At 58.3% G+C, this 12,753-nt stretch carries 11 protein-coding genes; 1 reads left to right on the forward strand and 10 read right to left on the reverse strand.

Annotated features, from left to right (window positions below):
* The 6 genes from DHV10_RS02935 to DHV10_RS02960 all read right to left on the reverse strand — a co-directional run bounded on the left by DHV10_RS02935 (nucleotide 1) and on the right by DHV10_RS02960 (nucleotide 7,022).
* Nucleotides 1-1,326, reverse strand: coding sequence for a porin family protein (locus DHV10_RS02935; RefSeq protein ID WP_109484807.1), 1,326 nt, complete (start codon nucleotides 1,324-1,326; stop codon nucleotides 1-3).
* A 14-nt stretch (nucleotides 1,327-1,340) separates the two neighbouring features.
* Nucleotides 1,341-1,976 carry a polysaccharide biosynthesis/export family protein gene (locus tag DHV10_RS02940; protein WP_109484808.1) on the reverse strand — a complete coding sequence of 212 codons (636 nt, stop codon included), beginning with the start codon at nucleotides 1,974-1,976 and terminating at the stop codon, nucleotides 1,341-1,343.
* A 71-nt stretch (nucleotides 1,977-2,047) separates the two neighbouring features.
* Complete coding sequence (locus tag DHV10_RS02945; RefSeq protein ID WP_109484809.1) at nucleotides 2,048-2,653, reverse strand: UpxY family transcription antiterminator; 606 nt, start codon at nucleotides 2,651-2,653, stop codon at nucleotides 2,048-2,050.
* 384 nt (nucleotides 2,654-3,037) lie between these two features.
* On the reverse strand, nucleotides 3,038-3,886 hold the full coding sequence (locus DHV10_RS02950; protein WP_109484810.1) for a sigma 54-interacting transcriptional regulator: 849 nt from the start codon (nucleotides 3,884-3,886) through the stop codon (nucleotides 3,038-3,040).
* 315 nt (nucleotides 3,887-4,201) lie between these two features.
* A complete protein-coding gene (locus DHV10_RS02955) occupies nucleotides 4,202-5,647 on the reverse strand; it encodes a sigma-54 interaction domain-containing protein (protein WP_109484811.1) in 1,446 nt (481 codons plus the stop codon).
* 466 nt (nucleotides 5,648-6,113) lie between these two features.
* Nucleotides 6,114-7,022 carry a D-hexose-6-phosphate mutarotase gene (locus tag DHV10_RS02960; RefSeq protein ID WP_162601144.1) on the reverse strand — a complete coding sequence of 303 codons (909 nt, stop codon included), beginning with the start codon at nucleotides 7,020-7,022 and terminating at the stop codon, nucleotides 6,114-6,116.
* Between the two features lie 103 nt (nucleotides 7,023-7,125).
* Between DHV10_RS02960 and DHV10_RS02965 the strand changes: the two genes are divergently transcribed.
* Nucleotides 7,126-8,211 carry an ATP-dependent DNA ligase gene (locus DHV10_RS02965; protein ID WP_109485677.1) on the forward strand — a complete coding sequence of 362 codons (1,086 nt, stop codon included), beginning with the start codon at nucleotides 7,126-7,128 and terminating at the stop codon, nucleotides 8,209-8,211.
* Nucleotides 8,212-8,251: 40 nt separating this feature from the next.
* On the opposite strand, the gene DHV10_RS02970 is transcribed toward DHV10_RS02965, so the two are convergent.
* The 4 genes from DHV10_RS02970 to DHV10_RS02985 all read right to left on the reverse strand — a co-directional run bounded on the left by DHV10_RS02970 (nucleotide 8,252) and on the right by DHV10_RS02985 (nucleotide 12,732).
* The gene (locus DHV10_RS02970; RefSeq protein WP_109484813.1) at nucleotides 8,252-8,473 is read right to left on the reverse strand and encodes a carboxypeptidase-like regulatory domain-containing protein; all 222 of its coding nucleotides are present in this window, start codon (nucleotides 8,471-8,473) and stop codon (nucleotides 8,252-8,254) included.
* A 199-nt stretch (nucleotides 8,474-8,672) separates the two neighbouring features.
* Nucleotides 8,673-9,161: a hypothetical protein gene (locus DHV10_RS02975; RefSeq protein WP_162601145.1), complete on the reverse strand. Its 489-nt coding sequence runs from the start codon at nucleotides 9,159-9,161 to the stop codon at nucleotides 8,673-8,675.
* A gap of 159 nt (nucleotides 9,162-9,320) precedes the next feature.
* Entirely contained in the window at nucleotides 9,321-11,531 is a 2,211-nt protein-coding gene (locus DHV10_RS02980) for a glycoside hydrolase family 3 C-terminal domain-containing protein (RefSeq protein ID WP_109484815.1), read from the reverse strand.
* 196 nt (nucleotides 11,532-11,727) lie between these two features.
* On the reverse strand, nucleotides 11,728-12,732 hold the full coding sequence (locus DHV10_RS02985) for an energy transducer TonB (protein WP_162601146.1): 1,005 nt from the start codon (nucleotides 12,730-12,732) through the stop codon (nucleotides 11,728-11,730).
* Nucleotides 12,733-12,753 lie beyond the last annotated feature (21 nt).

The following is a 12,753-nucleotide window of genomic DNA, read 5'->3' on the forward strand; positions in this document are numbered from 1 at the left end:
TCAGCGTCCTAACGGTTTGTGAAATTGGCAACTGATCCCGACAATGAATTGGTTCGTATCCTGCATCACTTCATTTGTCACGTTTCCATAGTTCTGATGGAAATGGGCGTACTCTGCGTCCAGCGCCAGCCATTCGCGCAACGATCGTTGCGCCTGAATACCACCGGCGATCGTAGTTCCGCCTGGGAAGTACTGGAACAGCTGAGGTGCGGTCGTCAGGTTCTTGTATCGTGAGTAATCAACGTGCGCACCGGCACTCCACTTCGGAGTCACCATCATGTGGACGCTCCCACCCCCGGTATCGGAATGGAACGTCCCAACTAGGCCTCCAGCTCCCGAAACAATATGCACGACATTGGCCGCGAGACTCGCCCGCTTGACCTGCCATCCCACACTCCCCTGCGCTGCCGGTGTCCAGGCCCCTGACTTTCCGTTGTTCTGCGACCACGAGGTGTAATGCTCGGGTCCACCAAGAACCGAAACGGAAACCGTCCGGGTGAAGTAGTGGGTGAAGAATCCGAATACCGTGTTCGAAACCGTATAGCTGGGGAACGGATGCGTGATGTACTTCGAGAACTGATAGGTCAGTCCCCCATACGACTTCCCAAACCGCCTGCTGTAGAACGCATTTCCCCCGGCCGTATCCTGATCGCTCAACGCGGGCAAAAGCGAGTCCGCCGAGAAATGAAGGAACGAATACATTCCGCTCGCTCCAATCATGGCGTTTTTCGAAAACTGGTATTCAAGTCCCGCGCTCGTCGCATTATTGAGCCGATTGGCATACGGCTCGATGAACGCCTGGTTTGTTGACCCCGGGGCTCCTGAAACTCCACCGCTGCCGAGAAAATTTCCCCCGCCGTACGAGTTCGAGTTTTGCGTAACCGTGTCGGTGATGATCAGAGCGGTGTAGGGCGTAAAGCGGTACGTGAACTCAGCCGATCCATCCTGATCGATGGCATTGAAATCAGTCGTATTTTGATAGAACCTGAAACCAGCGCCGTAGTGGACCGACTCTGAGTGCCTTGGCGTCCTGCGATCGAGGCTGATGGTCGGAACAACGTTGTAGTAGTAATCAGCAACTTTCTTCGTCCCGACGAGCATCAGGTTGTCCGTATACGATCCCGATGCCGAAACACCCCCGGAGATGAAGTTCGACCTCTCTTCCGAAGAAGACAACGAAGGATAGGCTCCCTTGCTCACCGGTGGCGGCGTCTGCATGTGTTCGCTATCCAGATCGTAGCTGCCACCGTAGGCGCTCGGTTCAACCTGCGACCACGCCGGAGCCGCAATGCCGATAACCAGACAGAAACACGCAATCCTGAACATGGTGGCCAACTCTCTTACGGGATGATGATGGTGTCGTTCGGCTCAATGCGGACGTTTTGATCCGAATTCTTGCCCTTGATGAATGACTTGTAGTTGAAGTTGATCCGGCTTTCCTTCCCATCCGGTCCCTTGCGCAGAATGTAGACCCCGGTCTTCTTCGCGAAATCTCTGAAGCCTCCCGCGATAGCAATCGCGTCCATGATGGTGGTGCTGGCCGTTAGCGGATAGGAGCCGGGCTTCGAAACCTCTCCCATTACGTTGAACTTGCGGCTGTTCACCTGCTGCACTATCACGTTCACTTCAGGAGCCGTGATGAAGCTCTTCAGCTTCTCCGTGATATCGTTTTCCAGTTGCAGCGGCGTCTTCCCTGTTGCCTGCAACTCGCCGACGAGCGGCAGCGATATCTTTCCGTCAGAGCGAACAGGGATCGACTTCGTCAGATCCGGCTCTTTCCACACGCTGATCCCAAGCACGTCATCATTTCCGATGACGTACTTCTCGTCGTGCGCCTTGTCGCTGGCGCCCATCGATTGCGCGGTCGGCGCGGACGCTCCACTCTGGCCGGCTGCCTCCTGTGACTCGCCTCTAAAAATGCCGGCGCCCAGAAGCGCGGCTCCCAAAAACAACGCATGCAGTACGTTCAGCTTCATCCTTGCTCCAGTCGACTTCGAATCCGCGCCTTCCTCACAATCAGACGCGCGCTCTACAACTGATCCCACATTCAATCGCCCACCGCGCAGACCTGCTGCGGAACAACGCCTCGTCCCTGGGCACTCGGGCTCAGCTGAGCAACATTCCGCCCCACCGCAGGCACCACATCCATGGCGTCAATCTCCACCGCCACAGATTGCGCCAGCATCTCCACCGAGATCACAAGCCGGAAAAGATTCTTCTTCCGCGTCAGCACTCCCTCGACACCGTTAAGAGATCCGCGCACCACCCTGACCCGCTCTCCGCACCGAAGAAACGGGTGCGGCTCAACCTTGAAGTGACCATCTACCGCGCGCCGGATCGCCTCGATCTCCGCATCAGGAACGGTAGCGACCTTCTCGCCGTGGCTGATGATCATATGCACGCCCGGGGTCGTAAGCACCGGAAGTCGTCTCTCAATCGCTCCCCGCACGAACACGTAGCACGGGAAGAGCGGCAGCGAAAGCACCTTGCGCCTGTCCTTCCATCTCCGGGTCGACTCGTACAACGGCAGGAAAACTTCGAATCCTTTGGCTTCCAGCGTCTCGCTCACTGTCTTCTCGTGCTGATGGCGTGTGTAGATCGCACACCATGGGTTTCCGAGAACCTGCGAAACCGAACTCTTCAGATTCAACAACTTGCACCCCTGAGATTCAGCAGCAGGACAAAGCTTCGCCCTGTGAGCTACATGCTCATCGTTTTTTTAAGACCCCGAAACCCAAACTCATCGAGTCGCACGCACCAAACCGCGTGCAAAACATCAGAGCGTACAAGGATTCTTGCTCAATAGTCGGTGACCTTGCCGCCTTCCACAATGCCCCCTTTGGTTCGCCGAGTTACCGCTACGGTAACCTATGCAAATTACTCGAGGTAACCACCCTCGGCTTACTCGTGCCCTCCACTAACATAGTGATTTCAAACCTGATAACGTTTCATGAATGTCTGCTAAACCCACAACCATGCGAGCCGATCGCTGGTTACTTCTTGGTGAGTAGGTCACCACCCGGGCCATAAAAGGCCATCAGCCCCGCCTTCTCGCGCCTCGTTCCCGGCTGAGATTCACCCGTAGTGAATGACGTCTCATTACGTCCAGGCCTCCGCCGGTGCCCATATGGCGCTTGAATTCCATCCTCACCGCTTCCTCCGTTCCGAAGACCACGATCCTCGCGATCCAGTTCTCCAGTTCACGTACGTTCCCGGGCCACTTCCGACGTTCGAATTCCTCCAGGACTGCGGCGCTCAGTTGCGGGATAGGCCGCCCGAAATTGCGCGCGCAGTTTTCAAGGAGGTATCCGCAAAGCGCCGGCAGGTCGGCCTTCCTTTCACGCAATGGAAGCAGACGCACGCGATGCTTGAAGTCGCTTGCCCATGCGCTCATGTCCCGCCCCCCTGCCCTCTCCCGGACCCTCTCGCGATCCGCAACGACACTCGACGCACACACAATCCGTGCGTCGAACCTCCGCCCTGGTTCCCCGGGCTTGCCCGGCTTCAGCGCCGGGATCATCCTTTGCCGCAGCGCAAAATCCATCTCCGCAATCCCGTCCAGAAAAACCGTTCCTCGCGTCGCATCCGCCTGCGGATCGCCAGACCATCCCTTCATCAGCGCCTCCGGCTCCATCAGTCGCGCCGGGATAGCTCCACAGTTCACCCGCACAAACGGACCAACGGCCCGATCCGACCGAAGATGAAGATAACGAGCGACCAGTTCCTTGCCGGTCCCGCTTTCGCCTTCAATCAGCACTGGCAGGTCATCCTGGAGCGCTGCCTCCAGCCTCTCGCGCGCTTCCTGCATCCCCGGAGTCGACCCGAAAATGAATTCGGCAATCGGTAGCTGGCTCGGCGTTGGATGCGGTGCGGTCTCTGCAAACATCGGTTTCCGTTTGTTGCCTGCTTCCGTTCATGCAAGCCGGCAGCCAAACCGTTGCGAAGTCCATGTCCGCGAATCCCCGGTCAGAACTGGCCTGAAAACCCAGATTCTCAACGCCGAACCGCAAAAGTATGCAAAACTTTGCACACTTTTACTCAATTGGTATGCAAATACCTGCGCTTGTTGAACGATCAAAATCTTGCTGCATGAAGGCCCGCTGTTCCCTGAGCACGCCATTCTGACCGTCATCGAAGCGCAAACATTGGCCCACGTGCCCTCATCCAGGCATGCAGGACTTCGCTCTTCTGTGTGAATGTTCTAGGGTCGCGCGGCGGGACGCGCCATTGCCGCCGCTCTGGGATTCAACTGGTGCTGTTGAATCTTGTAGAGCAGCCCGCGGTAGCTGATATTCAACGATCGAGCTGCATGCCGCCGATTCCAGCCGTTCGCGTCGAGTGCGTCCTTGATCATCTGGGCCTCGGTGCGGTCCTTCAGCTCCCGCACCACCGATCGCATTCCGTTCTTCTCCATAACTATGGATGGAGTGAGGACTTCCTGCTCCTCGCACTCGATCCCCTGCCCGGCCGCAATCTTGCTTTCCAGTTCCTCGATTGCCTGTCCCATGTCGCGCATCGTCATCGTACGAGTCACGAAGTTCCGCAACTCGCGGATATTTCCGCGCCACGAATACAGCAGGACTGCATCCATCAGCCTCGACGAGAATTGAACGTCGCTCCCCGCCTTCAGCTCCTCCGGCGATCTGCGAATGATCTCCTCAATCAGGTAGGGAATCTCCTCGCGCCGCTCCCGCAGTGGCGGAACGTTGATCGTGAACACGTTCAGCCTGTAGTAGAGGTCCTCGCGGAAGGTCCTGCCCAACAGCGCGCTTTCGATCGGCACATTGGTGGCAGCCAGAACCCGCACGTCTACCCTGTTGCTCTCACGCGCGCCCAGCCTGCTCATCTGCCCGTCCTGCAGCACGTGCAGCAGCTTCGCCTGCATCTGCGCGCTCATCTCGCCGATTTCATCCAGCAGCAGCGTGCCCCGATGCGCCAGTTCGAATTTCCCGGGCTTGTCTTTGATCGCACCGGTAAATGCGCCCTGTTGATACCCGAACAACTCGCTCTCCAGCAAATCCGCCGGCAGCGCCGCGCAATTAACATTGACAAAACGGTGATGCGATCGCCTCGAGTGCTTGTGGATCAGGTGCGCAATCACTTCCTTGCCCGTGCCGCTCTCGCCCAGAATCAGCACCGGTGCATCCACGTCCGCCAGCAGTTGGACCTGCCGGAAGATCTTCAGCATCGACGCAGATGCCGCCAGAAAATACCTTCCGTCCCCCAACTCCTCCACAATCGCCGTACCCGGCAGCGACTGGACCTCTCCGCTCTCTTCATTGGGCGAACTTTGTGGCCCCGCGACTCCCTTTTCCCCAGCCAGCACAACGGAGAGAACGGCCTCGACTTCCTCGCGAACGAGCGGACAGTCAAGAAAGTACCCCACTCCGAGCTGCGCGGACGCCTCCCGCAACCTCTGCTCTTCAGTCCCGGAGATCACGCACGTTGCGCAAGCGGACGCAGCTCGAAACAGCTCCCGCAACTCATAGGAACTTCCCGAACTCGGAGCCTCAAATACGAGGAGGTCGGGCTCGACACCGTTGTTCAGAAGAATCCGTGCCTGCTCAGAACTCGATGTCTGCACCAGCTTGTGGCCGGCGCTCTCAATTGCGCTGCTGAGGATGGAACGCGTGTCGGCAGACCGCAAAACACCTAAAACTAGAAGCGTTGATCTCACAAGGCACCCGGGGGAGATTTCCTGCAAGCAATCGGGGCTTCATGTCATCTTGCGCAATCGCAAACACTCGTGACACGAGCATCGGTTGGAAGTGTCCGCGGAAGATTCAGTAGAGGGAGAGACCTCGGATCAACTGAACCAACGAGGAGACGGGCCTGCCGAAACCTCAAAGCCTACATAGTCCAGACACTCAACCCATCCGGACCACAAACGAGCAACACGGACTATCGAAGAATTGATCCTTTTGCTCCAGCGTCGCGCGTTCCACAAGCTGCTGGAGTCCCTAACTTAGGTGAGGCGCTCGTCCTAGTCAACAAAACTTTGGTAACGCTATAACGTCTAAGTTTATGAAATATCGGACGTTGTCAACCATTTAACGTACAGAATTCGCCACAAATTCACGCGGCCTTGTCACAAAGGCGCATCCTGTGAGCAACTATACCGAGGTGCAGCTCAGCACACTTCTCATCCTGTGCTCCCCGCCTCTGGGCAAAACCACGGCCTGCCCGAGCACATTTCCACCTTCCACGCAGAGCATTCCCCGCCACTCGTCGGCGCCAAAGTCCGCCAGTTTTGCCGCCCCGTCACTCCACGGATTCCACACGATCGTCGACACTGATCCACTCTTCTCCGTCACCAGTCTCCGTCCAGCGCTCGAATCCACGATCGCCACCGTGCCCGTTGCATCCAGGTACGCGTTGTCCGTGAACTTCGACAGCACCAGATCGCCCCGCTGCACCTTCTCCTTGTTATTGTCGCGATTATCCAGGTAGTGCACTCCGTCCAGCCCGACCACGCGGCACTTCTCCACGTCTCCGACTTTGAAATACGTATGCAGGGCCTCCTGGAAGCGCAACTCCTCGCTCGCTCGGTTCTCCATCTTCAATTCGAGCTCGAGCCGCTTCCCCACCTTGATGGAGTATTCCAGCCGGAACTCATGCGGCCACCAGCGCCGGCTCTCCGCGTCGCTCTCCGTGGACAGCAGCAGGCTGACTGAGTCATCCGCCTGATGGCTCGTTGACTCAACCTTCCACTCCTTCGTACGCACAAATCCATGCATCGGCGCGTTCGCATCATCCGGCTTTGCACGGAACCACGGAAAACACACCGGAATCCCCCCACGAATCGCCTTGCCCCTCTCCCAGTGCGACTTCGCGCTGACGAAGATCACCTCGTCAAACCCCGCAGGCTTCCACGAGGTCACCTGGGCGCCGTACACATAAACCTCAGCCTTGCCCAGCTTGGTTTCGATGGAAATCTTTGGCAGACCGCCATTGCCGGCCTCAACCCGCGCTGCTCCGTAAACACCGTGCTCGTCATTCATTTCGGCAAGTCTCGCGTCCACATACATCCGGATTCTAGTCAATCACTCCCGACGGCCTCGTGCAACAACCAGTACGATGCTGCGCATCCACACCTGTATGACCTCGCATGGCGCCACCACACCTATGAACCTCGCTGTCAATCCCCCTCTCCTCCCAATGCTCGCCAAGCGAGTCGACTCCATCCCCTCCGAAGGCAACTGGATCTACGAGCCCAAGTGGGATGGCTTCCGTGTTCTCGTCTTCCGCGACGGCGACGAAGTTCTCCTCCAGAGCCGCGATGAAAAATCGCTCAACCGCTACTTCCCCGAAATGCTTGCCCCCCTGCGCGAGCAGCTTCCCGACCAGTGCGTCCTCGACGGCGAACTCGTCATCGCCAACGCAGGCCATCTCGACTTCGACGCCCTTCAGCTGCGCATCCACCCCGCCGCATCCCGCGTCAAACTCCTCGCCCAGCAGACGCCCGCCTCCTGCGTCTTCTTCGATCTCCTCTGCAATGGCAAGCACGACCTGCGCACCTCACCCTTCAGCAAACGACGCGCCGAGCTCGAATCGCTACTGAAGTTTGCGAAAGCCCCCATCCACATCACACCGGCAACCAAAGATCGAAGCGTCGCTACCGATTGGTTCAAGCGTTTCGAAGGCGCCGGTCTCGACGGAGTCGTCGCAAAACCGATCGATCTCCCCTACCAACCCGACAAGCGCGTCATGCTCAAAATCAAGCACGAACGCGACTGCGATTGCGTAGTCGCCGGTTTCCGCTGGTACAAAGAAGCCGCCGGCAAGGAGATCGGCTCTCTCCTCCTCGGTCTCTACAACGACGGGGAAGTTCTCCAGCACGTCGGCGTCTGCGCCAGCTTCACCGCGCCCATGCGCCGCGAACTGCTCCAGTTCCTCGCGCCCTATCGGGAAGACGCCCTGCGCAATCATCCCTGGAAAGACTGGGAGAGCCCCGAAGATTCCTCATCCTTCGGCGACCACCGCATGCCCGGCGGCAAGAGCCGATGGAGTCGCGGCAAAGATCTAGAGTGGGAACCGATTCGCCCCGAACTCGTCATCGAAGTCGCCTACGAACACATGCAGAGCGGCCGCTTCCGTCACATGGCCCACTTCCGCCGCTGGCGCACCGACCGCAAACCCAAATCCTGCACCTTTGCCCAGCTGGAAGTCGTCGCCCCCGAAGAACTGAAATCCATCTTTAAACACGGCTGATAGCACAGTGATTCGATCAAGTAGCTTCGGTTCGGCAGACTTAATCTAGCTCTTTTGAAGTAACCGGGCTCACTTTGAGCACGACATCGTGTCTCTTTGTTGCTTTGCCCTTTATCCGGATCTTCTCGCAGTGAGGAGAAAAGGCAGTTGCTGTCGCGATGACGTCGTAGAAACCAGGTGGCAGTTCAAGTGAATACTCGCCCTTCTTATCCGTGGTCGCGAATCTGTCTTCTGCCGTTCCGATATTGTCGTTCGTGGGCATTGGGTATCGTTGCACCCACCGTGTCGCGTACCGTACCGGAAAGAGTCGCAGCTAGAGCGGGGGCTGCCGCCCAAACAAACGCGCCAACAAAGACCAGAACCGTTTTCATGACTGCGGAATTCGTTTCGCTCATCGCGTCGATAGACAACCGCGCTGATACTCTTAGCCGGTCTCAGTCGATCGTCAGATTCCGAGCGAGCTAGAGCGGATTAGCCCCGGCCCGCGAAGCTTCTTGCATTCCAGCCCGCGCCCGCATCTTCTCCTGCATCTTCTTCGCCGCCAGGCGCTGCACAGCGCGATCTCTTCCGATCGCAACCATCATCTCCGGATCCATATCGATCACTCGCCCCACAGGCGCCAATCCCTTGATCTCTTCCGCGCTCGGAACGAAATGATCCAGTTGTACTCCTGCAACTGAAACCGCAAACAGAAATTCCTCCCGCTTGCGCCCATTCTCAAAACAGAAAGCGAGCACAATCGATTGTTCATCCCTGCTGGCGCTTGATACCGTGCCGTGAAGAAATCCATGCTTGAGCAGCGGTTCAAGCACAACGCGTTCTGGCTGCAGAGAAAGACGGTAGGCGGCCCACTCAAACCTCTGCAGAGCAAGACTGGCGATCAGTTCACCCAAATCCCGTTTGCCGACGCTACCGGCCCGGGTCGTGGATCGATGGGAGGAGGTGTGCATGCGCGGATTATAGTGGCCGAGCGTTAACCTACGCACTCGAAAATCATGCGGGTGCCCCCGAGCCTATCGAAGGTTCCCTCCCACCCGGGGGACATGGGAACAACGAACCTCAATCTGCGAAGGATCGGTTATCGAACAATCGGGTTCCGAACATCGCCATCACGGCCTGAACTCCTTCGCATCGATCACATCCACCGTCGTCTGCACCGGCAGCTTGTCACTCGAACCACCCGCCAGAATCCGCACCTTCTCCTTCTCCACCCTCCAGGCATGCGCCGCCGTATCCCAGTACGCCAGATCGCGTGCATTCAACTGCAGGGCAACATCTTTCTCCGCGCCGGACTCAATGCGAACCCGCCTGAATCCCTTCAATTCAAGCTGCGGCCGCGTCACAGCCGATCCCAGATGCTGCACATACATCTGCACCACCTCATCGCTCGGCCTCTTGCCCGTGTTCTTCACCTTGATGTGCACCTTCACGCTGCCGTCCGGCTCCATGCGCGCCGCGCTCGCACCCACGCTCCTGTATTCGAAGGTCGTGTAACTCAACCCATACCCGAACGCATACAGCGGCTTCTCCTTGCTGTAAAGGTACGTCTCGCCATCCAGCAGGTTGTAGTCCAGAATCGGCTTCAGCTGCGCGTCGCCTGTCGGCCACGTTTGCGTCAGCCGTCCGGCCGGCGAATAATCGCCAAACAGCACATCCGCGAGTCCGTGCCCTTCCTCCTGGCTGTTGTGCACCATGTGCACAATTGCCGGAACATTCCCCTGGCTCCACACAATCGAATACGGAAAGCTCGATCGCAGCACCTCAACCGTCTTCGGATTCGCCGCGAAGATCTTCTTAACTAGCTCTTCTTGCTCCAGCACAATCGTCTTGCGATCAACGTCCTCTTTCCCGTTTGATGGCGTCGCGCACTGATCCCAGCCGGCATTGCACACTGGGTGATTCCCCACCACCACAATCGCCACATCCGCCCTCTTCGCCAGCGCCGCGGCCTCGTTCTCGTCCGACCCATCCGCGAACAGCACGAGTACATTGCTGCTCGCCTTCTCGCGCACGCCATCGAGAATGCTCACGGCATACGGAAACGTCCCGCTATACCAGTCCTGCAGCACCGTATCGATCCACGGCCCGATCAGCGCAATTGTTTTCAGATTCTTCCTGTCCAGCGGCAGCGTATTGTTCTCGTTCTTCAGCAGCACGATGGACTCGTCCGTCGTTTGCCGCACCAGGCTCATGCTCGACTCGCGCTCCCACGGGGGCACCTCACCTCCTGTTTCGCGCCCCACCTTGCCGTACGGATCAGCACCCGCCGGATCAAACTCACCTAACCGCAGATACACCCTCAGCAGATTCCTCAGCGATGCATCCATGTCCGCTTCCGTCAGCAGTCCATCCTTCAGCGCCTTTGTCAGATCGGGAATATAAGTATCCAGAAAATGATTGATTCCCGCCTTCACCGCCGCGGCCGATCCATGCTCCTTGTCCGGAAACGCCTTGTGCGCAGTCGTAAGCAGCGTCAGCGCACCGCCATCTGTGCAGATCAGGCCATCATTACCCCACTCCTTGACCATCACGTTCTTCAGCACCGGATTCACCGTCATCGGCGTGCCGTTCCACGCGTTGTACGACGCCATCACCGCGCGCGATCCGCCCTGTTCGAACCCCATGCGAAACGGAACCGAGTAGTACTCGCGGAACAGCCTCTCATCGAAATCAGACGAAGTGTGCGTACGCCCGTTCTCGTTTTCGTTCGCCATGAAATGCTTCATCAACGACGCCGCCTGCCAGTGCTTCGGATCGGGCCCCTGCAATCCCTGCGCGAACGCTACCGTGAGCGTGCCCACCAGATATGGGTCTTCTCCGTACGACTCTTCTGTCCTGCCCCAACGCGGGTCACGGCTCAAATCCGCATTTGGTGCGCGCACAACGACGCCTCCCCGATCCCACACCGGGTTCTGGTAGAAGTAGCGCGCCTCTTCGCCCTCAAGCGCCGCAACCTTCTTCAGCAACTCCGGATCCCACGTCGCGCCAAGCCCCTTCTCCTGCGGAAAGGTCGTCGTTCCTGCCGGCTGACGTCCCCGTGCCGCCCAGTTCGCGGGGCCTCCCAAAGCGAGCCCGTGCAGCCCCTCCACCTGCCCCGAGAACACGATCCCCAGCCGCGGAATCTTCGGATGATCCGACATCAGCAGTACCTTCTCATCGAGGGTCACCCGCTTCAGCAGATCGTCAATGCGCGCGTCATCTGAAAGCGACGTGTCGCGGAATGGATAGTCAGCCTGCGCCACCGCGCGCCCCGCAAAGCCAGCCGCCGCTAACCCAATACCGACAACTCCGAACACACACCCGCGCAGCACAGAACGCATCGCAATCCTCCGCATCCGAACACGGAAGATTACCACGGCCTCCATGACTCAACTTGTGAACTAAATCGATTGACAACTGACCCCAACAAGTCCACAGAGTCTTAGCTACTCACTACTCCCTACGCACCCCAAACAAAAAGAGCAAAGCGCCATCGCGCTCCGCTCCCGATCTTTACGTCCCTTAGTCCCTAGCTCCCTAGTACAGCCTGAAGTTCACCTCAATACTCATCATCACCGGCACAGGTTTACCTTCCTTCATCGCCGGCTTGAACTTGTACTTCCGCACCGCTTCAAGCGCCTTCTCATCCAGCCCCATGCCCAAAGGGCGAACCACACGCGGATTCTGCGGATTTCCCTGCGCATCCACAATCAGCGAGATCAACACCACGCCCTGGTACTTCGCGCGACGCGCCTCATCGCTGAACTCAGCCTCAGGCGTGAAGATCGGGATCGGTGCAGAAACACCGCCGCCAATCCGGTAGACCCCGCCGCCGGTATTGCCGCCGCTCCCCGGCCCAAATCCATTTCCATTGCCCGAGCCAAGGCCGCCGCCGTAGCCGCTGCCCATTCCGCCTCCGCCACCCGAGCCATTCGAAGCCAGGCTAACGTTCGCGGAGTTCTTCACGCCAAAGTTCACCATCTCCGGGTTATCCGGCAGGGTAATGTCCTTCTGCACGTTGATCGCAGGCGTAAAGGCGAGCTTCGGCTTCTCCAACACCGGCACCATTGGAGGCGTGATCGGATCCTTCATCCGCGGAGGCAACTTGCCCTTCATCGGATCCACAATGTCATGCGATCCGCCGCCGCCACCGCCGCCTGCGGGAGCCGTCATCTTCGGCGCCTTCAGAATGTCGCTAACATCCACGTTAGTCAGGTCGACCTTCGGCTTCACCACCGGATGAATGATCGTCAGCCCCAGCCAGATCGCCACCGCCAGAATCGCAAGATTCACCGCACCCGACGTGCCCACTGCCCATGGATTGGTCTTCACCGCCATGCGGTCTACGACCGGGATCGGCTTCGACGTCAGAACAAGGGGGGGAAGCTTCGGGGGGAAGAAGACATCGTGAATCTGATCGTAGAGCTCTTTCCAGATCGGCTTCTCTTCAAAAGGCTTCCCGAAGAACGAGTCAAACTCGTGTCCTTCGGCCGAGGGCAAGTCGTCCTTGAGCTCAGTCTGTGTAAGTACGTCGTTTGCCATAGATGCCGATGCTGGTCCTCT

This window comes from Occallatibacter savannae, from assembly GCF_003131205.1.
Lineage (GTDB): Bacteria > Acidobacteriota > Terriglobia > Terriglobales > Acidobacteriaceae > Telmatobacter > Telmatobacter savannae.